The following is a 24,134-nucleotide window of genomic DNA, read 5'->3' as shown; positions in this document are numbered from 1 at the left end:
GCCGGGGCGGGCGTTCCTCCGGGCCGGCTCAGGCGCTCGTGAGGATGACGAGTTGTCGGGTCGCCCGGGTCATCGCGACATAGCGGTCGACCGCCCCTTCGATTCCGCCGCCGAACGCCTTTGGGTCGATCAGGACGACCAGGTCGAATTCGAGCCCCTTGGACAGCTCCGGGGTCAGCGACCGGACGCGGGGCGTCGACCGGAAGGTGGGGTCGCCGATGACGCAGGCGATTCCCTCGGCATGGCCGGCGAGCCAGGTGTCCAGGATCGAGGTCAGCTCCGCGGCGGAGCCGTACGCGACGGGAACACCGCTGCTGCGGATCGAGGTCGGCACGTTGGCGTCCGGGATTACGGCCCGGATGACCGGCTCGGCCTCGGTCATGATCTCCTCCGGCGTCCGGTAGTTGACGCCCAGGGAGGCCAGGTTGATCCGGTCGAGCCCGACGCGTTCGAGGCGTTCCTGCCACGACTCGGTGAAGCCGTGCCGGGCCTGGGCACGGTCCCCGACGATGGTGAAGCTTCGGGACGGGCAGCGCAGCAGCAACATCTGCCACTCCGCGTCGGTGAGTTCCTGGGCCTCGTCCACGACGACGTGCGCGAACGGACCGGCGAGCAGGTCCGGTTCGACGCCGGGCTGGGCGGACTCGTCGACCAGGGACGCCCGGAAGTCCTCGCCGCGCAGCATCGTCACCGCGCCCTCGCCGTCGTCGTCGGCCTCCAGCAGCGCGTCGACCACGTGCGACATGTGCTCGCGTTCGGCGGCGACGGCGGCCTTGTGTCGGCGCTTGCGGCGCGCCGCCTCCGGATCGCCGAGCCGCAGCCGGGCCGCGTCCAGGAACGGCAGGTCGGACACCGTCCAGGCCCGGACGTCCCCGCGCTGCAACCGACGAACCTCGTCCGCGCCGAGCCAGGGAGCACACATCCGCAGGTACGCGGGCACCGACCACAGGTCGCCGACCACGTCGGTCGCCTCCAGCAGCGGCCAGGCGGCGTTGAAGGCGGCCAACAGTTCCCGGTTCCGCGACAGGGACCTGCGGAGCAGGTCGTCCGAGACCTCGTCGTCGTCGTGCTTGTCCACCAGGATGGTGAGCAGTTCCTCCCAGATCTGCTCGCGCGCCTCGTTGTGCGCGGCGGCGGGTTCCGCCGCGTCGAACGCCTCGGCCCAATCGCCGGCGGTCAGCCGGATGTCGGACCAGTGGGTGGTGACCGTCATCCCCTTGGTGGGCGGTTCCTCGTAGAACGCGACGGCCTTCTCGATCGCCCGCACCAGGTCCGCGGACGACTTCAGCCGGGCCACCTCCGGGTCGGCCTCCACCCCGGCCTCGGCGCCCTCGACGACGAGGTCCCGCAGGGTGCAGGTCTGCACGCCCTCCTCACCCAGGCTGGGGAGCACGTCGGCGACGTAGTTCAGGTAGGGCTGATGCGGGCCGACGAACAGTACGCCGCCCCGCCGGTGACCCAGGCGAGGGTCGGCGTAGAGGAGGTAGGCGGAGCGGTGCAGGGCGACGACGGTCTTGCCGGTGCCCGGCCCGCCGTCGACCACGAGAGCGCCGCGCGATCCGGCGCGGATGATCGCGTCCTGGTCGGCCTGGATGGTGCCGAGCACGTCGCGCATCCGGGGCGAGCGGTTGCCGCCCAGACTGGCGATGAAGGCGGACTGGTCGTCCAGCGCGGCGTGCCCGTCGAAGGCGTCCGCGCCGAACACCTCGTCCCAGTAGTCGCCGATCCGGCCGCGGGTCCAGCGATAGCGGCGCCGGCTGGCCAGGCCCATCGGGTTGCCGTGGGTGGCGCCGAAGAACGGCTCGGCGGCCGGTGTGCGCCAGTCGATCAGCAGCCGGCGGCCGGCGCTGTCGGTGAGGCCGAGGCGGCCGACGTAGACCGGCTCGGCGTCGTCCGTGCCGACCATGCGTCCGAGGCACAGGTCCAGGCCGAAGCGGCGCAGGGCCCGCAGGCGGGTGGTCAGCCGGTGGATCTCGCTGTCCCGGTCCATCGCCTGCCGGCCCTTGCCGCCGGGGGACTTGCGCTCGGCGTCGAGGCGGGCGGACAGTTCGGCGACGGACTCTTCCAGGCACTCCGCGATGGCCGCGAAGTGCAACTCGTCGTCGGCGATCAGCGCCGGGTCGGCCTTGGCGGAGAGACGGTCGGGGAGGTCGAACGCGCTGCCGGCGATGGTGGTGGTCGGGGTGTTCACGGCATGCACACGCACGTAGTGACTCTCCTATATCCGCAGATTCCGGCCCATGTTCGGGCTCAGGTCGATGATTCTGCGGTACGACGGGGGCCTTGCCGCAAGGCCCCCGGTGCGTTATAAGTTGTTAATGGCGGGGGACACATGTTCCTTCGCCCTTTTTTGTGTGTGGCGGTCGTGTGTGGTCGTCGCATGCGGGGCCGGACGACCCTGGCGACCCTGTCGAGACGACCTCCGGGCCCGGCACCGGAGTCGGCGACGGACGGAACACGAGCGTACGGATACGGGCGCGGTTCCGAGCGGTGTGTCGGGCGGGGTGTGCTTGACCGGCAATCCGACGGCGATCTAACCTCCGTATGGAAAGCGCTTACCGGGCGGCGGGTCCGCCAAGCCGATCGGTGGCGTGGCGCCGGGCGAGGGAGTCGAGGACGCGTGAGCACACCCGAGCAGGCCAAACAGTGGGCGTTCAGCACACTCGGCGCACCCGGCCGCCCCCTGCACGAACACCTCGCCCGGGCCCGACGGCACGGCTGTACCGGACTGGAACTGCGGGTACACCAGGACGAGTTCGTACACCTGGACCTGCCGGTCGACGAACGCCGGGTGATCCGCGCCCGCATCGCCGACGCCGACCTCGCGGTACCGTGCCTGGCCGGCTACGCCGGCATCTGCGCGCCCACGCCCGACCCGATCGTGGTGTCCTCGATCAGCCGACTCCTCGACCTGGCCCACGACCTGAACGCGCCCGCCGTGCGGATCTTCCCCGGCGGCACCGGCGACGGGGACGCCGAACGCGCCGGGCACCGGCTCGCGCTGCTGCTGCCGGAGGCGACCGCGCGCGGGGTCACCATGCTGGTGGAGACCCACGACTCGCACCCGACCGGCGCGGCGGTCGCGTCCCTGGTCCGACCGTTCGCGGGCGCGGTCGGGGTGATCTGGGACGCGTTGCACCCGTGGCGGCACGGCGAGCAGCCCGGCGACACGGCCGAGGCCCTGGCCGGGCTGCTGCGCTACGTCCAGATCAAGGACGCCGCGTCCGCCACCGACACCACGCCGGTCCCGCTGGGCACCGGGTCCGTACCGCTCACCACCATCGGCACCACCCTGCGCGAACACCGGTGGCAGGGCTGGGTGTCACTGGAGTGGGAGCGGGCCTGGTATCCGGAGGTCGCCCCGCTGGACGAGGTGTTGCCCGGAGCCGCGGAGTGGGTGAACCGCTTCGGCTCGGCGATCGGGTAGCCGTATTCACCCGCACGACGGGAGGTCGATCACCAGCCGCCGTCGAACAGGGCCGCGAGCCCCGGCTTCGGGTCGGTGGCGTTGCCGATGTTCGCCACCACGACGACGACCACGACGAGCGCCGCGAGCATCGCGAGGACGCCGAACGAGCCCAGCAGCCGCCTTGTTCGCCGCGCGGACGGATCGGTTCGGGCGGCGGGGTCGGTTCCGGCGGACGGCTTGGTTCGGGCGGACGGTTTGGTTCGGGCGAACCGCCGGTACGACAGCACGCTCAGGCCGATGAGGGCGATCACCACGATCGCACCGAGCACGGCCATCGCGGCGTGGTATCGGGCGAAGTCGTCGATCATCAGGTCGAGGGGCGGCGGGGTTTGCGCACCGGTACCCGTCCCCGTACCCGCCGTGCCCGAAGGCGCGGCCAGTTGCTCCCTGATCCGGGTGAGGATCACGGCGAGTTCCCCCTTCGGCTTGCCGGCCGGCAACATCGCCAACAGCGAGGCGAAAGGCGCCACCGCGCCCTGGATGTTGGCCACCAGCACCACCGCCGCGAACAAGGTGAGCATCCCGACGAGGACGCCGGCCGACCCGAGGGCCGCCCTCCCGCCCGCCCCGAGGCCGTCGGCCCGCAGGAATGCCCGCCAGAGGAGCACGCCGAGCACACCGAGCACGATCAGCAGCAGCGCGGCGACCACGGCCTTGGCCGCGTGATAGCGGAACCAGTAGTCGACCACCCGCTCCATGCCGGGGGTGAAGTCCCGGTTGCCGGCATTCCAGTACCGGACGAACTCCGTGCGGAAGGATGCGGCGAGGTTGCCCTCGTCGAGCGAGTCGCCGCCCGACCCCCTCGCCGCCACCAGGCCCGGGACGAGGAACAGGGCGACGAGCAGGGCCGCGGCGAGGGCGACGAGCGTGGCGAATGTGGCGCGTGAGGTGCGCATGGCGGGTGCGGTTGGCGTGGCGGGTGCGGCGCGTGTGCGATCGGGGCTGCCTGCGATTCGTGCGAGGGCTGCCGGAGGTCGTGGCGGGTCCGCGTCGGGTGGTGTCGCTGTCATGCCGACCACGGTTTCGCACCCGCGCCGCCGGGTCACCGGAGCAGGCCGGACACTCGGGGGTATGGCAGGCCACACCCCCGAGGCGGGGGAAGCGCACGCCCTGGGGATCGAACGCGCGGCGAGCGGACCGCCGTCAGCCGCTCAGGTAGGTGAGGACGGCGAGGACCCGGCGGTGTCGCGTGTCGTCGGGCGGCAGGCCGAGTTTGGCGAAGATGTTGCCGATGTGCTTCTCCACCGCGCTGGCCGAGACGACCAGTTGCCGAGCGATCGCGGTATTGGAGCAGCCCTCGGCCATCAGCGCCAGGATCTGCCGTTCGCGAGGGGTCAGGGCGCTCACCGGGCTGTCCCGACGCTGCTCCGTGAGCAACCGGGCGACGACCTGGGGGTCGAGTACGGTCGCGCCCTGCGCGACCCGGTCCAGCGCGTCCAGGAACTCGGCGATCCTGGCGACCCGGTCCTTGAGCAGGTACCCGATCGCACCGGAGCCGTCCGCGAGCAGCTCGCCGGCGTAGGACGCCTCCACATACTGGCTGAGCATCAGCATCGGGGTTCCGGGGAGCTGCGCGCGGGCGGCGATCGCCGCGCGCAGGCCCTCGTCCGTGTGGGTCGGCGGCATCCGTACGTCCACGATCGACACGTCCGGACGGTGTTCGAGGACCGCCTCGACCAGGGCGGGACCGTCGCCGACGGCGGCAGACACCCGATGACCCTCCTCGACGAGCAGGCGGATCAGGCCCTCGCGCAGCAGTACCGAGTCGTCGGCCACGACGATCCGCAACGAACGGCGGACCATGGCATCCGGTGCGGATTCGGACGCCGCGTCGCCCGGGGTCAGCAACACGGCAGCTCCGCGATGATCGTCGTGGGGCCGCCGGCGGGGCTGTCGATCTCCAGCCGACCGCCGACCGCGTGCAGCCGCTCGTCCAGACCGCGCAGTCCGTGTCCCTTGGCCGACGCCGCGCCGCCCACCCCGTCGTCCGTCACCCGAACCCGCAAGCTTCCCCCACTGTGGCGTAGTTCGATCGTGCACCGGTGCGCGTGGCTGTGCTTGGCCACGTTGGTCAGGCTCTCCGCGACCACGAAGTACGCGGCCGTCTCGACGCCGGCGGCGGGCCGACGCTCCAGCGGAACCGTATCGAGTTCGGCGGGGACGGTGGAGCGCGCGGCCAGGGCGGCGAGCGCCTCGTTCAGGCCGCGGTCGACCAGGATCGGCGGGGCGATGCCGCGCGACAACGCCCGCAACTCGTCCAGCGCCTCACGGGTTTGCACGATCGCGTCGGCGAGGGCCGCCCGAACGGTCTCCGGCCGGCTGTCGAGGTAGTGCTCGGCCCGCCCCAGTTCCATCGCCAGGCGGACCAGTCGTTGCTGGGGACCGTCGTGGATGTCGCGCTCCAGCCGGCGCAGTGCGGTCGTCTCGGCCGTCACCGCGGCGACGGTCTGCGCGCGGGCGGTGTCGCGCTCCTGCTCCAACCCGCTGATCCGGCGATGCAACGCGGACACGTCGAAGAGCAGCGCCTGCCCCAGGCCGGCCTGGATGGTGGTGCACGCCCTGATCGCCGACGGCAGCGCACACAGCAGGAGCAGGCCGACCGTGGTCCCGAAGGCGACCCGATCGGTGGGCGACAACAGACCCAGGCTCACCGAGACGTGCGACTCGGTGCCGCCCGCGGTCAGGGACAACGGTTGCAGCGACCCGGGCGGCGCGTACTCGTAGCGCAGCGCACAGGTGGCGCAGGCGAAAGCGACGAACCACCACAGTGCGGTCACCGTCGCGGTGACCAGGGCGACCGGGAACGCCACCACCGCGTGCGCCGCGTCCAGCCACGCCCCGGCAGCGGCCCCGGCGGCGCCGCGGGCCTGCGGCTTCGGCGGCGGGTCGAGGTGTTCGCGCTCCGGGGTCGGGGGGCGCACCTTGGCGATGCGCCACCGTTCCAGGTCGGCGCACCTGCGCGCCGGGGCCATCGCGCGGGCCACGACCGGCGAACCACCGGGCAGCAGCAGACCGAGCGTCGCGACGACCGCCCCGCCGAGGACGGCCAGGAGGCCGGCCGCGGCGGTCACCGGCGCGGTGAGCAGGTAGAACGACCGGATGAGGGTCTGCCGCCCCGTGCGGAAAAGGACCTCGGCGCCCGACCACCACCGACCGCGCGCTGCTGTGGTGGGGAGCGACTTGGTCATGGGCCTACGCTAATACGGCGGTGCGGCGGCTTGGGCGGTACGCCTGTTCGGGCGGTGCGGCTGTACGGGGGCTTCCGTCGGCTGCCCCCCGCGAGGGCGTCGAAGCGGACCTCGGGTGTGGCTAGGGCATTTTGGGTGGGTCGTTCGTCGCGGCGAGGCGGGACAGTTCGCGCAGGAGCCGACGGCCCGCCTCGTTCTGTTCCACCGGCTGGTGGATGAGGAGGCGTCGGCCGCCCTCCATCCGCAACACCTCGAACGCGAGGGTGAACTCGCCGAGTTGCGGATGGTGGTAGGTCGCCCGGTCGAGGTCCCCGCGCCGGACCTCGTAACGTTGCCAGTGGGTCGCGAACTCCGGGCTCTGCGCCGTGAGTTCCTCGACCAAGGCGGTGAGTGCGCGATCCCGGGGATCGGCCGCCACGAGCGTGCGCAACTGGGTGGTGGCGCCCGACACGACACCCTCCCAGTCGACGAACAGGTCCCGCGCGGCCGGGTGCAGAAACAGATACCGCATCATGTTCCACCGGTCGGGCGACCACTGGGCCAACCCCGGGAACAGCACGAACGCCTCGGGGTTGGCGGCCAGGACGTCGCCGGTCCGGGTGAGCAGACACGCGGGCCAGGGTCGAACCCGCTCCAGCAGGGCGAGGATTCCCGGCCGCGTCTCCCGATCCGCCGGCGCACCCTCGGCCGACACCCGCTCGTCCTCATGGTTGGCCAGCATGTACAGGTGCGCGTGCTCCTCCTCGGTCAACCGCAGCGCCGCCGCGAGACCGTCCAGGACTGCACCGCCGGGATTGTTCTCCCGACCCTGCTCCAGGCGCGTGTAGTACTGGATGCTCAATCCCGCGAGCGCGGCCAGCTCCTCCCGGCGCAGCCCCTGGGTCCGACGCAGGCCGATGGCCGCCGGCAGCCCGACGTCGCCGGGCTGGAGGCGGGCACGGCGGGCTTGCAGGAACTCTCCGAGCGGATGTGGTGACGTCACTCCCCGATTGTCACAAAAACGGAGGGGTGCGTGTCGGGTCCAAGGGTTGCCGGTTCCGGCGCCGACGTTGGCGCCACTGCCGGCGCCGGTGTTGCTGCTGCGGTCGCGGTGTGGCTGCGGCCGGTACGTCTACGCGTGGGCCCGCCGATGTGCGGCCACCCGCTCGCGGGTGGCACAGCGACGAGAGCAGTAGCGGCGGGGCCGGCCACTGCCCTCGTTGGTGAACACGCGCCGGCAGGTACCGGATGCACAGACGCCGCCGGGCGGCCGTTGTCGATCCCACACCAGGATGGTCAGAGCCAGGCACGACGAGGCGAGGAACCACTCGCCCCACGGTGCATCGTCGTCCCCGTCCAGGTGCGGATGCCAAGGGCCGCGCCCGTCGTGCGAGGTGAGCCGCAGAGTCCCTCGACCACGGCGCAGCAGCCGGTTGAGCGCGGACGCGGCGGTGTCGACGTCCTGGGCGACGAAGACCGTGCGCAGCAGAACCGCGGCGGCGTGCAGATCGGTGACGTCGGTCGGGGTCAGCTCGACGGGGTCGGGTTCGCCGTGGGCGCGCAGGAGCGCCGCGAGGGACTCCGGCGACGGCGTCGTCGGGGCCTGGTCCGTCGCCGGATCGTCTCCGGTGAGGGCGTTGACCAGGGCCACGGTTCGGCGGGCCACGGCTTCGATCGAGTGGCGGGTGGATCGGTCGGGGTTCGGATTTCGGTTCGGGTTCGGAGGGGACGAGGGCACGGGGAGAATGTAACGCATCTGGTGGAGGATTGAGTTACCTGCGTAACGTGCACAAGATGACAAAGCGTTACGGGATGTGGTCATACACGGTGGGGGCGGCGGCCGCACGCACCGGCGACGAGATGTCGGGGCCGGCGCTGCTCCTGGCCGGGTACGCGCTCACCGGGTCGGCGGCCGTGGGATCGGCGCTGCTCGCGTGCGTCACCGCGACCGCGGCCCTCGGCGGCCCGGTCTTCGGCGTGCTGTTGGATCGCTCCGCGCGACCCGGCCTGTTGCTTGCCGGCGCGTTGGCCGGTTATGCGGCGGCGCTCGGGGTGATCGTGTGGTCTCTGGGGCCGGTTCCGCTCCCGGTCGTCCTGGTGATCGCGGCGGCGGCGGGCCTGGCGGCTCCGGCCCTGGCCGGTGGCTGGACCTCGCAGCTGCCCCGCGTCGTACCGGCCGCAAGCCTGCCCCGCGCCACCGCGTTCGACGCGATGACCTTCAACCTGGCCGGCCTGACCGGCCCGGCCCTGGCCGGCATCGTGGCCGGCCTGGCCGGCGCCGACGTCGCGGTGCTCACCTCGGCGGCACTGATCTGCCTCGCGCTGCCTTCGGCCCGGACGTTGCCCCCGCCCCGGGACCACGCTCGGCGAGCGACGCCGACCACGTCGATCGGCACCGACCTGGCCGCCGGATTCCGTGCGGTCTTTCGCACCCCGCCGCTGGCCCGGGCCACGGCCGCGTCGATGTCGTCCTGCGTGGGCCAAGGCATCCTGGTCGCGTACAGCCCGGTGGCGGGTGAACGCACCTTCGGTTCCGCCGCCCACGGCACGATCCTGCTCTCGGTCGTCGCCGCCTCGGCCCTGACCACCAACGCCCTCCTCGCCCGCCGCCCGCACGCGGTCCCCCCGGACACCGTCATGTGGTGCAGCCCTCTGCTCCTGGCCGGCGCCTTCCTGCTCGCCGCGACCGGCCGCCCGATCCCAACGATCGCCGCGATGGTGCTCGTCGGCGTCGGTGAAGGCCCACAACTCACGGCCCTCTTCGCAATCCGCCACCGCGAAGCCCCGGTCCCCCTCCGCAGCCGCATCTTCACCACCGGCGCAAGCCTGAAGATCACCACCTTCGCCCTCGGCGCAACCCTGACCGCCCTCCTGGCCCCGGCCCGACACCCGCTGCCGCTGTACGCCGCAACCCTGTTCGAATGTCTCGCAGCCTCGGCCTACATACGAGTGCGCGGGCCCGAGTGCCGGTTCGGGTCGACGCAGAGGCGAGTGCGGGCGTGCGACGGAGGCGAACGCTGATACCGATACGGGCGCCAGGCGGGCTCGGATACGAATGCCGCCCCGAAGGCCGGCAGCGAGCGGGGTCGGCGGCGAGCCGGTTCGCCGACCTACCGCGGCGGCATCGTGCTGTTGCGGAGGATGAGTTCCGTGTCCAGGTCGAGGGTGCGGGGTTCGATGGTGGGCCCCGTGAGGATCATGTCCATCGCTCGGGCGCCGATGTCGGCCAGGGGTAGGCGGACCGTGGTCAGTGGGGGGTTGAGGTCGGCGGCGAAGGGCAGGTCGTCGAAGCCGACGACCGAGACCTGGTCGGGTACGCGCAGGCCCAGGTCGTCGCGAAGGGCCGCCAGGACGCCGGCGGCCATCACGTCGTTGAGGACGACGATCGCGGTCAGGTCGGGGGCGCGGGTCAGCAGGGTGCGGGCGGCGACGCGGGCCTGCTCCCGCGTGAAGCCGCCGTCGATCACCTGTGCCGGCGGCAACGGCACGCCCAGGGAGCGGAGTTGTCGGCGGGCGCCGTCGAGGCGATCGCGCACGGTGGTCAGCGCGCGTGGTCCGGAGACGATGCCGAAGTCGCGATGGCCGAGGTCGTGCAGGTGCCGCACGGCCAACGCGGCGCCGGACCGGTTGGCGGGGCGGACCGTGTCCGAGGCGATGCCGTGCTCACCGACGGCGACCACGTGGCCACCGTCGGCGCGGTAGGCGTCCACCTCGGCGGCCAGCCGCCGGGTGAAATCGCGATCGGCGAAACCACTGCCGGCCAGGACCACCGCACGGGCGCGTTGGGCGCGGAGGCGGGCCAGGTAGTCCAGTTCGAGTTCCGGGTCGCGGAAGGTCGCGGCAAGCATGACGAGCAGGCCGTGTTCGCGGGCCACGCCCATCGCGCCGGCGGCGATGGCGGCGAAGTACGGGTCGGCCACGTCGTGCACCACGACGCCGACCACGCTGGTCGTCGACCGGGCCAGCGCCTGGGCGGGCGCGTTGGAGACGTAGCGCAGCTCGCGGGCGGCGTCCAGGACGCGGCGGCGCAGTTCCTCCCCCACGATTCGGGTGCCGCTGCTGCCGTGCAGGGCACGGGAGGCGGTGGCCGAGGACACGCCGGCACGCTCGGCGACCTGCTGAAGGGTGACCGGGCCCGTCGGACGTGGCAGGGGCGCGTCGGGGGTCGGGATCGGCGTGGGCGCGGACATACGCACATGGTAGCGATTGGAAAGCGGATACCCGACTGTCCGGGGTGAGCCCGGCCTCTGCGGGTTGTCTACAGCCCGGCGTGCTCTCCATTCCCTTGACCTGATCGTCGTGGCGGCCTAGCTTACGGGAAAGCGCTTTCCCATCGGGAAGGCCGACCCGCTTCCGTCCCGTTCGCGTTTCTGAGAGGCCCCACCCATGACCACCCACACCCTCGGCGTCGTGATGAACGGCGTCACCGGCCGGATGGGCTACCGCCAGCATCTGGTCCGCTCGATCCTGGCCATTCGTGATCAGGGCGGCGTCGCACTCGCCGACGGGTCCCGGGTCCGGCTGGAACCGGTCCTGGTCGGTCGGGACGCGGAGAAGTTGCGCGCGATCGCCGACCGGCACGGGATCACCGCGTGGACGACGGACCTGGACGGCGCGCTGGCCGACCCGGCCAACTCGATCTACTTCGACGCACAGGTGACCACGGCGCGCGAGCAGGCGATCCACGCGGCGATCGCGGCGGGCAAGCACGTGTACACCGAGAAGCCCACCGCCGAGACGCTCAGCGGCGCACTCGACCTGGCCCGGGCCGCCGACGCCGCCGGGGTCAAGCACGGTGTGGTGCAGGACAAGCTGTTCCTGCCCGGCCTGCTCAAGCTGCGACGGCTGATCGAGGGCGGCTTCTTCGGCCGAATCCTCTCGGTGCGCGGCGAGTTCGGCTACTGGGTGTTCGAGGGCGACTGGCAGCCCGCCCAGCGTCCGAGCTGGAACTACCGTGCCCAGGACGGCGGCGGCATCGTCGTGGACATGTTCTGCCACTGGTCCTACGTGCTGGAGAACCTGTTCGGCCGGGTCGAGGCGGTGACGGCGAAGGCGGTCACCCACATACCCACCCGATGGGACGAGCACGGGCGCGAGTACCCGGCGACCGCCGACGACGCCGCGTACGGCATCTTCGAACTCGAGGGCGGAATCGTCGCGCAGATCAACTCCTCGTGGACGGTCCGGGTCAACCGGGACGAACTGGTGGAATTCCAGGTGGACGGCACCGAGGGCAGCGCGGTCGCGGGATTGCGCCGCTGCCGCGTCCAGCACCGCTCGGCGACGCCGACTCCGGTGTGGAACCCCGACCTTCCGGTCACCGAGCCCTTCCGGGACCAGTGGCAGGAGGTGCCGGACAACGCGGGCGACGCCGGTTTCGACAACGGATTCAAGGTGCAGTGGGAGGACTTCGTCCGGCACGTGGTGGCCGACGAGCCGTTCGCCTTCGACTTCCTCGCCGGGGCACGCGGCGTGCAGTTGGCCGAGTGCGGGCTGCGCTCGTCGGCCGAGGGCCGTCGGGTGGAGCTGCCGGTCCTGGACGGGAAGTCCGCGTGACCGCCCGCCTGTTGTTGCCCACCGCGGCCGGAGCGCTGGAACCGTACGAGCCCACCGGGGTCTACCTCGGCGCGGCCCCCGGCGGCCCGGCCTTTCGAACCCGCACCGCGTACGCCGCCGCACACGTGGTGGCCGACCCGCTCGCGGACAACACCCCGGGGCGCCCGGCCGTACCGGACTGGGACGCCACCCTCGCCTTCCGACACCACCTGTGGTCGCACGGGTTCGCGGTCGCGGACGCGATGGACACCGCGCAGCGGAACATGGGCCTGGACTGGTCGGCCACCGCCGAGCTGATCCGGCGCAGCGCCGCCGAGGCCGCCACGGTCGGCGATCCGTACGCGCTGATCGCGTGCGGCGCGGGCACCGACCACGCCGACCCGGACCTGACGATCGATCAGGTGATCGAGGCGTACACGGAACAGGTCGCGGTGGTCGAGGAGTCGGGCGCCAAGGTGGTGCTGATGGCGAGCCGCCAACTCGCCGCGGTCGCGCGCGGCGCCGAGGACTACCGCCGCGTCTACGGGGCGCTGCTGCGCCAGGTGCGACGTCCGGTCGTACTGCACTGGCTGGGCGAGGTGTTCGACCCGGCGCTGGCCGGCTACTGGGGATCGGCCGACGTGGACACCGCGACCGAGGTCTTCCTGGCCGTGGTGCGCGAGCACGCGGACCGCGTCGACGGGGTCAAGGTCTCGCTGCTCGACCGTGACCACGAGATCCGGTTGCGCGCCGAACTTCCGGCGGGTGTACGGCTCTACACCGGGGACGACTTCCACTACCCGGAGCTGATCCGAGGCGACGACCGGCACTTCAGCCACGCGTTGCTGGGCATCTTCGACGCGATCGCCCCGGTCGCGGCGGGCGCGCTGCGGGCCCTGGACGCGGGCGACACGGCCGGATACGACGCGTTGTTCACACCGACGGTCGCGCTGTCGCGGCATCTGTTCGCCGCCCCCACCTATCACTACAAGACGGGCATCGTCTTCCTGGCCTGGCTGACCGGTCACCAGCCGGCCTTCGGCATGATCGCCGGTGCCCAGTCGGCCCGTTCGCTGCCACACCTGGCGCAGGCGTATCGCCTCGCGGACGCGGCCGGGCTGTTCCCGGACGCCGACCTGGCGGCCGACCGCATGCGGGCGCTGCTCGCGGTGGCGGGGGTGCGCGGGTGAGGCCGACAGGCGGCGAGAGCCGGGCGGGGACGGGCTTCGGTACCAGGACGGGAGCGTCGACATGAGCACGGTGGACATCCCCGGTGGCAAGCCCGCCGGCACGCCCACGCCCGAGGCCGGCGACCCGCGATTGGCGCGGCTCTCGCTGAACCAGTGGACGACGCGCTCATGGTCGTTGCGCGAGGCGGTGCAGGGTTGTGTACGGGCCGGGTTGCCGGCCATCGGGTTGTGGCGGGACAAGGTGGCCGAGGCGGGTGCGGCCGAGTCGGCGAAGCTGGTACACGACGCCGGGTTGCGGGTGTCGTCGCTGTGTCGCGGTGGCTTCCTGACGGCGCGTGAGCCCGGCGCGTGGGCCGAGGCGATCGAGGACAACCGCCGGGCGATCGAGGAGGCCGCGGCGTTGCAGGCGGCCTGCCTGGTGCTGGTCGTGGGCGGGTTGCCCGCCGGGGACCGCGATCTGCCGGGCGCCCGGGAGCGGGTGGCCGAGGCGCTGGCCGAACTCGCGCCCTACGCCGGTGCACACGGCGTCCGGCTCGCGTTGGAGCCGCTGCACCCGATGTACTGCGCCGACCGGGCGGTGTTGTCCACCCTGGATCAGGCGATCGACCTGGCCGAACCGCATCCGGTCGAGCAAGTGGGCGTCGTGGTGGACGCGTTCCATGTGTGGTGGGACCCGAACCTGTTCACGGCGATCGCGCGGGCGGGCGAGCGGATCGCCTCGTTCCAGGTGTGCGACTGGGTGTTGCCGCTGCCGGCCGACAATCTGCTCGCCCGGGGCATGATGGGCGACGGCGTGATCGACTTCCGGACCATGGCGGCGGCGGTCGACGCGGCCGGCTACACCGGCGACGTCGAAGTGGAAATCTTCAACGCGGACGTCTGGGCCGCGGACGGCGACGCGGTGGTGGACACCATGAAGCGTCGCTATGTGACGGAGGTGCTCGGCTGACGTCGGGCGCTCCGAAGAAGAACGGCGACCGCCGCCGCCCACGAGCGTGGGCGGCGGCGGTCGAGGCGGCCGGCCCGTCGTTGGTGCCATCCCCGAAATCGCCGACCAGGAAAGTGGAACACGTCATGCGTATCGTGATCGCCCCGGATGCGTTCAAGGGCACCGTCGCGGCTGATGTCGCCTCGGCCGCCCTGGCCGAGGGGTGGCTGCGGGTGCGGCCCGGCGACGACGTCGTACGGCTGCCGCTGGCCGACGGCGGCGAGGGCACGCTCGACGCCGTGGCGCGGGCCGTTCCCGCAGCCGTGCGGATGCCGGTGCCGGGCGCGCCCGGTCCGGACGGGCGGCCCGTCGACTCCGCGTGGTTGCGCCTGCCGGACGGGGTGGGCGTGGTCGAGTTGGCCGCCGTGTCGGGGTTGCCGCTGATGGCCGCGCCCGACCCGCTGGGAGCGCACACCGCCGGCCTCGGCGTGGTCGTGGGCGCGGCGCTGCGGGCGGGGGTCTCCGCCCTGGTGATCGCGGTCGGCGGCTCGGCCTCGACGGACGGCGGCACGGGCGCGCTGGCCGCGCTCGGCGCCCACTTCCGCGACCTCGACGGTCGAGAACTCCCGTACGGTGGTGGGGCCTTGGCCCGCCTGGCGACGATCGACGCGACCCGCCTGGCGGCCCCTCCGCCCGGCGGCGTGCAGATCCTCACCGACGTCACCAACCCGCTGCTGGGCCCGACCGGTGCGGCAGCCGTGTTCGGCCCGCAGAAGGGCGCCTCCGCCGAGGACGTCGCCGGCCTGGACGCCGGCCTCGCGCGGTTGGCCGCCCTCCTGGCCGGCGACCCGGCCGCGCCCGGCGCCGGGGCGGCCGGTGGCACGGCGTACGGATTCGCCGCCGCCTGGAACGCCTCGATCGTCCCCGGCGCCGTCCGGGTGGCCGAGCTCGCCGGCCTGCCCGCCGCGCTCGCCGGCGCGGACCTGGTGATCACCGGCGAGGGCTGCTTCGACGCCACCTCCCTGCACGGGAAGGTGGTCGGCACGGTGCTCGACCTCGCCCACCACGGGGCCGGCGTTCCGGTGGCCCTGGTCGCCGGCTCGGTCGCCGTGCCGCCACCGCCCGGTGTCGTCGCCACCACCGACCTGACCCGCCTCGCCGGGTCGGCGGCCGCGGCCCGGGCCGAGGCCGCGCACTGGCTCGATCGAGCCGGCGCCGCGCTGGCCGGCCGCTTCGACGTCGACGGCGCGGTCCGACGCCGCTGACGGGCCCGGCTAGGCTGGGTGGACAATGAACCGTTTCTCTGCGCCTTCCGGCGAGTTCGAGCTCACCCGTTACCCCGAGGATCCCCGCGACCTGTTGCGCGCGTGGGACGCGGCCGACGAGTACGTGCTGCGGCACCTCGCCGGGATCGACGACGACAAGCCGACGGACCTGTCCGGCCGCGTCGTGGTGGTGGGCGACCGGTGGGGTGCGCTGGTCACCGCCCTGGCCGAGTCCCGGCCGGTACAGATCAGCGACTCCTTCCTCGGCCAGGAGGCCACCCGCGCCAACCTGGCGCGCAACGAGGCGGACCCGCACTGGGTCGAGCTGCTGTCCACCCGGGACGCGCCGCCGGAGCGCATCGACGTGCTGATCGTCCGGGTCCCGAAGAACCTGGCCCTGCTGGAGGACCAGCTCCACCGGCTCGCGCCGGGCGTGCACGCGGACACGGTGGTCGTCGGCACCGGGATGACCACCGAGATCCACACCTCCACGCTCAAGCTGTTCGAGCGCCTCATCGGCCCGACCCGGACCTCGCTCGCGGTGAAGAAGGCGCGGCTGATCTTCGCCACGCCCGACCCCACGCTCCCGCGGACCGCGAGCCCGTGGCCGCGCAGCTACGCGCTGCCCGCCGACGTCGGCGCGGGGTCCGGGATCGTGGTCACCAACCACGCGGGCATCTTCTGCGCCGACCGGCTCGACATCGGTACCCGTTTCCTGCTGCGCAACCTCCCGCGCCGCACCGGTCGCGACCGGGTGGTGGACCTGGGCTGCGGCAACGGTGTGGTGGGTACGGCGGTGATGCTGGCCAATCCGCGCTCGGACGTGTTGTTCGTGGACGAGTCGCATCAGGCCGTGGCGTCGGCGCGGGCCACGTTCGAGGAGAACCTGGGTTCGGACGCGGGTGCCGAGTTCATGGTGGGCGACGGTCTGACGGACGTGGCCCCCGAGAGCGTCGACCTGGTCCTGAACAACCCGCCGTTCCACACCCATCGGGCCACCACCGAGGCCATCTCGTGGCGGATGTTCGCCGGTTCGCGCGCGGCGCTGCGCGCGGGCGGCGAACTGTGGGTGATCGGCAATCGGCACCTGGGCTACCACGTGAAGCTGCGCCGGTTGTTCGGCAATTGCGAGATCGTGGCGAGCGACCCGAAGTTCGTGGTCCTGCGGGCCGTCAAGAACTGACGGGTCCGAACCGGGAGTTCCCGGGGACGAGCACCGCATCGCAGAGTCCCCGGGCCGCTCCCGGACCACGCGCCGCGCCCCGGGCGCAGGGCGTGGTCCGGGAGCGGCCCGGTCGGTGCACGGCGCCGCCGGCGCGGCCGTGCCTCAGCCGCCGTTCTCCACTCGCAGCAACATGCGCTTCAACAGCGCGAGCAGCACGTCCTGGTCCGCCTCCCCCAATGGTTTGACCATCGCGCGCTCGGCTCGGTCGAGCAGTTTCATCGCGGCCGTCCAGCGGGCACGGCCCGAGTCGGTGAGTTCGACGTCGACCCGGCGACGGTCCTCGGTGCCGCGGATGCGCCGGATCGAACCGGCCTCCTCCAGGGTGTCCAGTCGGCCGGTGATTCCCGCCGGCGACACCATCAGCTCCGCGGCCAGTTCGGAGGGCGTGGCCCGGTAGGGCACGCCGCGCGAGGCCAGCCGGTGCAACGTGTCGAACTCGAAGGGCTGGAGGCCGACCTCGGCGAGGGCCCGCCCCTTGACCTGGGCCAGGTGCTTGGTCAGCATCTGGATCCGGGTGACGATGCCCTCCACGCGCTCGTCGAACGGCGCCATGTGCCGCCAGCGCGCGATGTGCCGGTCGACGGAGTCGTCCTCGTCGACGGAGCCGCCCGCGTCGACGGAGCCGTCCGCGTCGGCCGACGCTCGGACCTCGGCCGCGGCCTCGCCGTCCGACTCGATCCCGATCTGTTCCCGGCCCTCACCGTGCATGCGGCCATTATGCTGGACCCGCAATACTTCGTTGACGAATGATTCGCTGACGAAATACATTCGATGCCATGACCCCAGCTCCCGTGCCCCCGGCCGCCGTGACGCCGGCCACCACGGCCTCGGCCGTCATGACTCCGGCCACGCGCCGGCTCCTGCTCGGCCGTACCTTCGCCGCCCTGGCGACGGCCCTCATCCCCACCACCCTGACCCTGGCCCTGGTACACACCGGCTCGGGCACCGAGCTGGGTTTGGTACTGGCCTGCGAACTGCTGCCGATGTTGCTGCTGCTCCCGGTGGCGGGGGTGATCGCCGACCGCTTCCCCCCGCATCGGGTCATCCTGGCGGCCGACCTGGTCCGGGCCGGCGCCCAACTGGCGATCGGCGCCGAACTGCTCGCGGGCCCGGTGCGAATCGCCGACCTGGCGATCCTGTCCGCGCTCACCGGTGCCGCCGTCGCGTTCGGCATCTCGCCGATCCGCACGCTGGTGGTCGTGGTGGTGCCGGAGTCGCAGCGCCTACGGGTCAACGCCCGGCTCGGCGTCGCGCAGGGCCTGGCCCAGGTGGCGGCCCCCGCTGCCGCCGGCGCGCTGATGCTGGCCGTCGGGCCCGGTTGGTCCTCGCTCCTGACCGGCCTGCTGTTCGTCGCGTCCGCCGCCACCTTCGGCGGGATGCGCCCCGAACGCGTCGTCCGCACCAGGGAACAGGGTCCGTTCCTGGGCGAGTTGCGCGCGGGGTGGACGGAAACCCGGCGCCATCCCTGGTTCCTGGCCAATGTCGCCGCGCACGGCGTCTGGCATCTGGCGGCCGGCTTCCTGCTCGCCCTCGGCCCGATCATCGCGGTGGACCGACTCGGCGGTGACCGCTCGTGGGTGATCATCGCCCAGGTCGGCACGGTGGGCGTGCTGCTCGGGGCCTTGAGCGCGTCCCGGTTGCCGGTCCGCCGCCCGCTGGTGGCCACGTCGTTCGGCGCCGCCCTGTACGGTCTCCCGCTGACCGCCCTCGCGCTGCGGGCGCCGCTGGCGATCGTCGCCGCCGCGTACTTCGCGGCCATGTTCGGCCTGGGCGTGCTGAGTCCGCTGTGGGAAACCACGCTCCAGCACCGCATCCCGCCGGAAGCGCTGGGCCGAGTCGGCTCCTTCGACGCGCTGATCTCCTTCGCCACCCGCCCGCTGGGCCTGGCGATCGCCGCCCCGATCGCGGCGTCGATCGGCACGAGCACGCCGCTGCTGGTGGGCGCGGTATTGGTGGTGGCCACGAACGTGGGGTTGCTGCTTCTGCCGGACGTACGCGCGGTGCAGTCCGAGCCGCAGCCCACCTCTGCGACCGAAGTCCCATCCACTCCTGCGCAGTTGCCGACCGAGACGGAACTCCCGCCCATACCGGCGCAGTTGCCGACCAAGACGGAAACCCCGCCCAAGCCGGCGCAGTTGCCGACCGAGACGGCCCACGCGACCGTTGTCGAACCCGACCGGGCCGGCTGAGGGCTGCCCGGTCGGGGCTTCGCGTCGTGTCGTTCCCACACGTCGGCCATACCGCCGGGCCCCCGATAATGGTTTGTCCTCGGCCTCGACTCCCCCTAACCTGTGGGCACAACAACAGCGGCGTGTAGCTCAGCAGCAGAGCATCGGACTTCGGATCCGAAGGGCGCGGGGGCAGAACCCGCCATGCCGGCCATGACGAGGCCTTGGTACAGCACTCGCGTCGAACGCGACTCCTCGCACGAACCGGGCAGGTTTACCCGGTGATTCCCGAACTGAGCCCCGGCCGGCTGGATTGGGACGAGGTGGATCCCAGCCGCCATGCCTTCGACCAGGCGTCGGCGACGCGGGTGGTGCACTCGCTCGGCCCCGCTCGGCGGATACCACGCCGCCCCGAAGTCGACATCGTCGACCCGGCGATGAATGCCTGGGCCGGGGGCGAGGCCAGGCATTGGGCGGACGCCATGTCGCACTCTCTCGTCCGGCACTACGGCCGCTGGGTCGTGGGTTGGCGTTGGGCACACGACGAAGGGGACTTCGACGGCGGGCCGGTCGGACACTGGTGCTGCCCGCGGGACTCGATCACCACCCCGGAGGAAACACTCGCCCGGGTCGTCGCGGCGCTGTGCGAATGGCGTGGGTGGTTGGAGAACCTCGCCGAGTGGTTCGAGGCGTACCCACTGGACCTGGCCACCATCGAGGACCAGCGCATTCTGTGGGACCGCGCCGCCCGCAACCTGATCCTGCAGGTGATCGACCGCACCGGCTGCGGCAGCGGTTGGCACGGGCACTGCCGTCAGGTGCTCACCTGGTTCCTGGCCCGCTGGGGAGTTGCCCCCGACGTCGCCCACGACCTGGTCGAAGAGGCCGTCGGCGGGCGGTTCCACAGTTGGACCGACCCCGACACGGTGGTGGTCGACGACATCGCCGAGCAACTCGCCCGGTCGCTGCGACCGGACGACGGCACTCGCTCCGCCGGGCCCGTGCCGGACCACCTCCGACGTTGGCTCGCCCTGCGCGAGACGGTGCCCTGGCACCAGGCTCCGGACGGTGGCCCGGAGGGACCGGTGACCCCGTCGCGCGACGGGGCGGTGGAGGACATCCGCAGCTTCGACGGCGCCGTGGACCCGGCCCGTGCGGAGGGCCTGCTCGCCGCGCTGGAATCGATGCGGGCCGACGCGGCGCGCGGCGCCTCGCTCGACTTCGAGTTGCTCCGTGGTTGGCAGCAGTACGTCCCGGGCGCCCCGCAGCCGCCGCCGTTCCGGACCCGGCCCGCCTTCGCCAAGGCGGGTCGGGAACGCTATGGCATCGGTTCCGACACGCGTGGGCGGCTCGATGCCTGCCTGGCCGAGAGTGCGTCGGCTCCTGCGTTGGAGGGGGGTGCGTCCGCTCCTGCGTCGGAGGAGCGGGCGTCGGTTCTTCCCTTGACCGCACGCGCCGCACGTGCCTGTCTCGACGTGTGCTTCTTCCACCCCTTCGAGGACGGCAACGCTCGCTCCGCTTTCCTGGCCCTGGCCTTCGTTCTGGCGCGCGAGGGTGTTGCCCTGGACAGGGTCGATCTGGTGCGCCGCATCACGTTTCAGGCGGGTGATCCCGAGGATCCGTTGATCCTTGCCGGGTACATCGCGGTGCACCTCCAGGAGACTCGGCGCACCGCCGGCGCCGGTGCCGCCGGCTCGGGCTCCGGCTCGGGCTCCGGCTCGGGCTCCGCGCCGACCTGAGCGGGCCGGCTTCGATCGGGCACAGTTGCTGCGGAGCCCACAGCGGATGCGGGTGCGGCTCCTGCGGATTGCTGCTCGTTCGCGGGTCCGCCGACGGCCGAGTACACCCCTGGGTTCGACTTCTTCGCCGAGGATCCCGGGTCAGCGGGCTCGGACTCCGTCGCGCCGGACGCCTCGGATGCGTCGGTCCAGCGCGGTCGGGTCCAGGGTGGTGCCGGCGAGCAGGACCAGGTCGGCGCGTTTGCCGACGGCGATCTCGCCCCGGTCGCCGGCGAGGCCGAACAGCCGCGCCGCGCCGCGCGTGGCGGCGCGGAAGGCGCCGGCGGGGCCGAGGCCGGTCCGGGACAGGTGCTCGATCTCGCGGAGCACTTCGCCGTGCGGCCGAACCGGGTTGTCGCTGCCCGTCGCGACCGGGACACCGGCCTCGATCGCCAGGCCGACCGCGTGCCGGTGGGCCTCGGCCGCGCCCTCGGCCGCCGCTGCGGGGTCGGTCTGCGTATTCGACAGCGTGGGCACCAGCCAGGTCCCGTGCTCGGCCATCGCGCCCACCGCCGCGTCGTCGAGCCAGGTGCCGTGTTCGACGCTGCGTGCACCCGCACGGGCCGCGAGTTCCGCCGCCCGCGCCCCGTGCGCGTGCACCATGACGCCGCGTCCGCCGAGCCGGGCGGCCTCGTCGACGAGCGCGCCGAGGCCGCAATGGCCGGCTTCCGGGGCGAATGCGTGCCGGCCACCAACTCGTCAACGAGCTGGTCAAGGCAGCGGACGAGAAACAGCCGGCCAGGACCATCGCCCGCGGCCGCGTCGACCTGCTCTGCATCGACGAACATCACTACCTGGAACTCGGCCGCAGAAAAGCCGAGTTGCCCCTCCACCTGTTGATCGAACAGGGAGAGAAGAACAGCGTCGCCATTACCACCGACAAGTCGTTCGAGAAAGCGCACATGTTCGGCGAACCTGTTTGAGGCAGCGCCGAAGGACATCGGGATCACGAGCCGATCGTCGTGTCGGAAGGCGCCGCTAGCATCCTCACGCCGCAGGACGACCAGTGCCGCAGGGAGGGGACGACACGTGGGTGCATCGGGCTGGAGCTACGTCGTGCCGTACCGGGAAGACGTCGGCGCCGCGCTCGAGGCTCTGCGAGCCGAGGAGTTCGCGGCCGGCCACAACTGGAGTCCCACGGACTGGGACCTGCCCGCGCCGGCCTCGCCGGATGATCTGTGGCAGAACGAGCTCTACTGGGAATTCATGGGCACCCATGGGACCCATTCGGTGCTGGATGTCAACCGGGTGATCGACGCCGGCGAGGATCACGACTTCGGGACGGTGCGCCCGTTGGCCGCGTCCGTGATCCGGGCGGGGTTCGGCTCGGATCGACCGAGCCGCGCCGACTTCGACGCCATGGATTTCGGGATTCTGGACGCTCTGGATGATGCCCCCCGATGGAGCGGCCATTACATGGTGCTCTACCGGGACGGCATCCCGCACGAGATCGCTTTCTGGGGCGTATCCGGCGACTGACGTCCACACCCCACCTCGTCGAGACAAGACGATCACGGCCGTTGTCATGAGGTCGGGCCGACTACGGGATCGCAGCTTCGATGTCGGTCAAGCACCGGGGCCGACTCCGCGTCGAGTCGATGCTGCCCGGCCTGCGACGGCCGGGTCCCCGACGACGCGGGTGATGTCCTCCGGAGTGACGTCCCGGGCGGGCCGCCCCAGCGCGTTCAGCGTTCGCTCCAGGCACGCCTTCCTCGCACCCGGGCTCGGGATGCAGCCGGCCCGGCCCCGAAAGGCCGCTCAGGCCCAGGCCCACGCTCATGCTCGGACGGCTGTCGGCCGGTTCCGCAGGGCGTCGGATTGCGCAGATCGGGGGAGTCGGTGCCGGTCGCGATGATGTGGCTGCCGAAGGTGAGCGCCTCGACGATCGCCGCGCTCGGACGCGGGTCCGCGAACGTCTTGGGCCGTTGCCTCGACGAGTTCGCCGACCGGCTTCGTCGCCGAGGGGTACCGGCCGTGGCAGCCGGCTCTCGCCGCCTCGGTGCCCGTCGCGATGGGCGGACGGGACCTGGCCGGTGCCACTGTCACCAATCAGGCCCGGTGGGCGGTCCTTCTCGGCTCACGCGCAGTGGGCCGGACCACTGAGCGCGGCCGGATCCAAGTCGCAACAACATCCGCAGGCTCCACAGCAGCCTCGGCTACCGCACACCCGTCGAATACGAGGCCGCACTCGCGGCCTGACCACCACAACGACGGTGTCCGCCAAAGCGGAGCAAGCGCAGGGGAGTTCCGGTTCCGACGCCGGCGCACTCTTCGTGATCGATCACCGCTGCGAGGCCCTGGGCCGCTGGTGCGGAAAGTTGCTCTTGCAATTCGCCGCTCCGCGCCAACGCGGGAGGCGGCGCCGCGGACGAGGAGGGGATGCCTGGCCCCCGCTCCTCGTCGAGGTGGTCTCGCTTTACCGGGCCGACAGGGCGATCACAGGACGAGGATGAGCTTGCCGCCGGGTCGGCGGGACCGGCTGAGCTCGGCCGCTTCCTGGATCCGGTCGAGTGTGTAGGTGCGGGCGATCGGTACGACCAGGATGCCTTCGCCGGCGAGCCGGGCGAACTCGTCCATGCGGTCGTAGCGGATGTCGGTGGTGATCCGGACGCCCAGCTCGGCCGCGGCGCCGAAGTCCGAGACGGTGAGGACGCGGTCGGGATCCCCGGTCATCTCGATCAGGGTCGGTAGCGAGCCGCCGGCGGGGCTGGGCTGGTCGGCGCGGTCGATCCGGCCCCCGGTCGGCGCCGTGTCCAGGGCGCGGTCGACGCGGCCTCCGGCCAGGGCGCCGACGCGTTCGGCCATGCCCTCGCCGTAGGCGGCCACCCGGGCGCCGATCTCTTCCAGGGCGGCGGCCCGCGTCGGCCCGGCGGTGGCGATCACCCGAATACCCCGGTGCAGCGCGAAGCGCACCGCCGCCTCGCCCACGGTGGAACCCGCGCCGTGGACGAGCAGCAGCTCACCCGGCTGGACGCCGAGGTCGTCGAGCGCGCGCCACGCCGTCTCGGCCGCCATCGGCAGCGCGGCGGCCTGCTCGGCGGTGACGCCTTCGGGGATGCGCGCCCAGGCCGGCATCAGCGCGTACTCGGCGGCGCCGGCCGTCGGGCCGTGGAAGGTGGCCGGGCCGAATACGCGCTCGCCGATCCGCACGCCGGTGACGCCCTCGCCGAGCGCGTCGACAGTGCCCGCGACCTCGAAGCCGAGCCCGCGCGGCAGCGGCGGCAGACGGTCGGCGAGGAGACCGTCGACGACGTGCCAGTCGGCCGGTGTCAGGCCGCACGCCCGCACGGCGATCCGGATCTGACCGGGTCCCGGCACCGGCTGCGGGACGTCGCGGAGCACGATCACGTCCGGGGAACCGAACCGGTCGAATTGAAGAGCCTTCATGACGATCTCCCTCGTGATGACA

The 24,134-nt window shown here is 72.4% G+C and carries 20 protein-coding genes, 1 tRNA gene and 1 pseudogene; 12 read left to right on the top strand and 10 right to left on the bottom strand.

All coding sequences use genetic code 11. The annotated features are described in order from the left end of the window. Positions 1-28: 28 nt before the first annotated feature. Complete coding sequence (gene helR, locus ABZ374_RS15380; protein WP_360310991.1) at positions 29-2,206, bottom strand: RNA polymerase recycling motor ATPase HelR; 2,178 nt, start codon at positions 2,204-2,206, stop codon at positions 29-31. Between the two features lie 414 nt (positions 2,207-2,620). On the opposite strand from helR, the gene ABZ374_RS15375 reads away from it, so the two are divergent. Then, a complete protein-coding gene (locus tag ABZ374_RS15375; protein WP_360310989.1) occupies positions 2,621-3,427 on the top strand; it encodes a sugar phosphate isomerase/epimerase family protein in 807 nt (268 codons plus the stop codon). 29 nt (positions 3,428-3,456) lie between these two features. Here ABZ374_RS15375 and ABZ374_RS15370 read toward each other — a convergent pair whose 3' ends face one another. From ABZ374_RS15370 to ABZ374_RS15350, 5 genes are all read right to left on the bottom strand, one after another. Beyond that, on the bottom strand, positions 3,457-4,365 hold the full coding sequence (locus ABZ374_RS15370) for a hypothetical protein (protein WP_360310987.1): 909 nt from the start codon (positions 4,363-4,365) through the stop codon (positions 3,457-3,459). A 247-nt stretch (positions 4,366-4,612) separates the two neighbouring features. After that, entirely contained in the window at positions 4,613-5,257 is a 645-nt protein-coding gene (locus ABZ374_RS15365) for a response regulator transcription factor (protein WP_360311063.1), read from the bottom strand. 53 nt (positions 5,258-5,310) lie between these two features. Continuing rightward, the gene (locus ABZ374_RS15360; RefSeq protein ID WP_360310985.1) at positions 5,311-6,657 is read right to left on the bottom strand and encodes a sensor histidine kinase; all 1,347 of its coding nucleotides are present in this window, start codon (positions 6,655-6,657) and stop codon (positions 5,311-5,313) included. A 121-nt stretch (positions 6,658-6,778) separates the two neighbouring features. Then, positions 6,779-7,639 (bottom strand): helix-turn-helix transcriptional regulator, encoded by an 861-nt coding sequence (locus ABZ374_RS15355; RefSeq protein ID WP_360310983.1) that lies wholly within the window; start codon positions 7,637-7,639, stop codon positions 6,779-6,781. 129 nt (positions 7,640-7,768) lie between these two features. Next, positions 7,769-8,392: a CGNR zinc finger domain-containing protein gene (locus ABZ374_RS15350; RefSeq protein WP_360310981.1), complete on the bottom strand. Its 624-nt coding sequence runs from the start codon at positions 8,390-8,392 to the stop codon at positions 7,769-7,771. A gap of 38 nt (positions 8,393-8,430) precedes the next feature. Here ABZ374_RS15350 and ABZ374_RS15345 point away from each other — a divergent pair, with 38 nt between their 5' ends. Continuing rightward, entirely contained in the window at positions 8,431-9,657 is a 1,227-nt protein-coding gene (locus ABZ374_RS15345; protein WP_360310979.1) for an MFS transporter, read from the top strand. A gap of 89 nt (positions 9,658-9,746) precedes the next feature. On the opposite strand, the gene ABZ374_RS15340 is transcribed toward ABZ374_RS15345, so the two are convergent. Then, positions 9,747-10,826: a LacI family DNA-binding transcriptional regulator gene (locus ABZ374_RS15340; RefSeq protein WP_360310977.1), complete on the bottom strand. Its 1,080-nt coding sequence runs from the start codon at positions 10,824-10,826 to the stop codon at positions 9,747-9,749. 196 nt (positions 10,827-11,022) lie between these two features. Here ABZ374_RS15340 and ABZ374_RS15335 point away from each other — a divergent pair, with 196 nt between their 5' ends. The 5 genes from ABZ374_RS15335 to ABZ374_RS15315 all read left to right on the top strand — a co-directional run bounded on the left by ABZ374_RS15335 (position 11,023) and on the right by ABZ374_RS15315 (position 16,737). Beyond that, positions 11,023-12,192, top strand: coding sequence for a Gfo/Idh/MocA family oxidoreductase (locus ABZ374_RS15335; RefSeq protein WP_360310975.1), 1,170 nt, complete (start codon positions 11,023-11,025; stop codon positions 12,190-12,192). Next, the gene (locus ABZ374_RS15330) at positions 12,189-13,361 is read left to right on the top strand and encodes a dihydrodipicolinate synthase family protein (protein ID WP_360310973.1); all 1,173 of its coding nucleotides are present in this window, start codon (positions 12,189-12,191) and stop codon (positions 13,359-13,361) included. The genes ABZ374_RS15335 and ABZ374_RS15330 overlap by 4 nt, the downstream gene beginning before the upstream one ends. Before the next feature lie 61 nt (positions 13,362-13,422). Beyond that, on the top strand, positions 13,423-14,310 hold the full coding sequence (locus ABZ374_RS15325; protein ID WP_360310971.1) for a sugar phosphate isomerase/epimerase: 888 nt from the start codon (positions 13,423-13,425) through the stop codon (positions 14,308-14,310). A 125-nt stretch (positions 14,311-14,435) separates the two neighbouring features. Next, positions 14,436-15,554, top strand: coding sequence for a glycerate kinase (locus ABZ374_RS15320; protein WP_360310969.1), 1,119 nt, complete (start codon positions 14,436-14,438; stop codon positions 15,552-15,554). Between the two features lie 25 nt (positions 15,555-15,579). Continuing rightward, positions 15,580-16,737 (top strand): methyltransferase, encoded by a 1,158-nt coding sequence (locus tag ABZ374_RS15315; protein WP_360310967.1) that lies wholly within the window; start codon positions 15,580-15,582, stop codon positions 16,735-16,737. Positions 16,738-16,881: 144 nt separating this feature from the next. On the opposite strand, the gene ABZ374_RS15310 is transcribed toward ABZ374_RS15315, so the two are convergent. Then, entirely contained in the window at positions 16,882-17,487 is a 606-nt protein-coding gene (locus ABZ374_RS15310) for a MarR family transcriptional regulator (protein ID WP_360310965.1), read from the bottom strand. A gap of 68 nt (positions 17,488-17,555) precedes the next feature. Between ABZ374_RS15310 and ABZ374_RS15305 the strand changes: the two genes are divergently transcribed. The 3 genes from ABZ374_RS15305 to ABZ374_RS15295 all read left to right on the top strand — a co-directional run bounded on the left by ABZ374_RS15305 (position 17,556) and on the right by ABZ374_RS15295 (position 20,686). Next, positions 17,556-18,968, top strand: a complete 1,413-nt coding sequence (locus tag ABZ374_RS15305) for an MFS transporter (RefSeq protein WP_360310963.1) — start codon at positions 17,556-17,558, stop codon at positions 18,966-18,968. A gap of 118 nt (positions 18,969-19,086) precedes the next feature. Further along, a tRNA-Arg gene (locus tag ABZ374_RS15300) sits at positions 19,087-19,161 on the top strand. Between the two features lie 67 nt (positions 19,162-19,228). Next, on the top strand, positions 19,229-20,686 hold the full coding sequence (locus ABZ374_RS15295) for a Fic family protein (RefSeq protein ID WP_360310961.1): 1,458 nt from the start codon (positions 19,229-19,231) through the stop codon (positions 20,684-20,686). A gap of 141 nt (positions 20,687-20,827) precedes the next feature. Here ABZ374_RS15295 and ABZ374_RS15290 read toward each other — a convergent pair. Beyond that, a pseudogene (locus ABZ374_RS15290) lies at positions 20,828-21,343 on the bottom strand (amidohydrolase family protein); the annotation flags it as partial. Positions 21,344-21,402: 59 nt separating this feature from the next. Here ABZ374_RS15290 and ABZ374_RS15285 point away from each other — a divergent pair. Both ABZ374_RS15285 and ABZ374_RS15280 read left to right on the top strand, forming a co-directional pair. Then, positions 21,403-21,648 carry an ATP-binding protein gene (locus ABZ374_RS15285; protein WP_360310959.1) on the top strand — a complete coding sequence of 82 codons (246 nt, stop codon included), beginning with the start codon at positions 21,403-21,405 and terminating at the stop codon, positions 21,646-21,648. A 106-nt stretch (positions 21,649-21,754) separates the two neighbouring features. Further along, entirely contained in the window at positions 21,755-22,204 is a 450-nt protein-coding gene (locus ABZ374_RS15280; RefSeq protein ID WP_360310957.1) for a hypothetical protein, read from the top strand. Between the two features lie 957 nt (positions 22,205-23,161). Here the strand turns inward: ABZ374_RS15280 and ABZ374_RS15275 are convergent. Further along, positions 23,162-24,112, bottom strand: coding sequence for an NADP-dependent oxidoreductase (locus ABZ374_RS15275; RefSeq protein ID WP_360310955.1), 951 nt, complete (start codon positions 24,110-24,112; stop codon positions 23,162-23,164). Positions 24,113-24,134: the final 22 nt, after the last annotated feature.

It is taken from the genome of Embleya sp. NPDC005971 (assembly GCF_040629175.1).
Taxonomy (GTDB): Bacteria; Actinomycetota; Actinomycetes; order Streptomycetales; family Streptomycetaceae; genus Embleya.
This window is presented reverse-complemented; position numbering and strand designations above follow the sequence as displayed.

What these genes read in the sequence shown, in the direction of transcription:
- ABZ374_RS15275 (WP_360310955.1), bottom strand. Translation starts at nt 24,112, where the DNA reads ATGAAGGCTCTTCAATTCGACCGGTTCGGTTCCCCGGACGTGATCGTG.
- ABZ374_RS15335 (WP_360310975.1), top strand. Translation starts at nt 11,023, where the DNA reads ATGACCACCCACACCCTCGGCGTCGTGATGAACGGCGTCACCGGCCGG.
- ABZ374_RS15310 (WP_360310965.1), bottom strand. Translation starts at nt 17,487, where the DNA reads ATGCACGGTGAGGGCCGGGAACAGATCGGGATCGAGTCGGACGGCGAG.
- ABZ374_RS15370 (WP_360310987.1), bottom strand. Translation starts at nt 4,365, where the DNA reads ATGCGCACCTCACGCGCCACATTCGCCACGCTCGTCGCCCTCGCCGCG.
- ABZ374_RS15350 (WP_360310981.1), bottom strand. Translation starts at nt 8,392, where the DNA reads ATGCGTTACATTCTCCCCGTGCCCTCGTCCCCTCCGAACCCGAACCGA.
- ABZ374_RS15285 (WP_360310959.1), top strand. Translation starts at nt 21,403, where the DNA reads ATGCGTGCCGGCCACCAACTCGTCAACGAGCTGGTCAAGGCAGCGGAC.
- ABZ374_RS15345 (WP_360310979.1), top strand. Translation starts at nt 8,431, where the DNA reads ATGACAAAGCGTTACGGGATGTGGTCATACACGGTGGGGGCGGCGGCC.
- ABZ374_RS15305 (WP_360310963.1), top strand. Translation starts at nt 17,556, where the DNA reads ATGACCCCAGCTCCCGTGCCCCCGGCCGCCGTGACGCCGGCCACCACG.
- ABZ374_RS15315 (WP_360310967.1), top strand. Translation starts at nt 15,580, where the DNA reads ATGAACCGTTTCTCTGCGCCTTCCGGCGAGTTCGAGCTCACCCGTTAC.
- ABZ374_RS15340 (WP_360310977.1), bottom strand. Translation starts at nt 10,826, where the DNA reads ATGTCCGCGCCCACGCCGATCCCGACCCCCGACGCGCCCCTGCCACGT.
- ABZ374_RS15320 (WP_360310969.1), top strand. Translation starts at nt 14,436, where the DNA reads ATGCGTATCGTGATCGCCCCGGATGCGTTCAAGGGCACCGTCGCGGCT.
- ABZ374_RS15325 (WP_360310971.1), top strand. Translation starts at nt 13,423, where the DNA reads ATGAGCACGGTGGACATCCCCGGTGGCAAGCCCGCCGGCACGCCCACG.
- ABZ374_RS15360 (WP_360310985.1), bottom strand. Translation starts at nt 6,657, where the DNA reads ATGACCAAGTCGCTCCCCACCACAGCAGCGCGCGGTCGGTGGTGGTCG.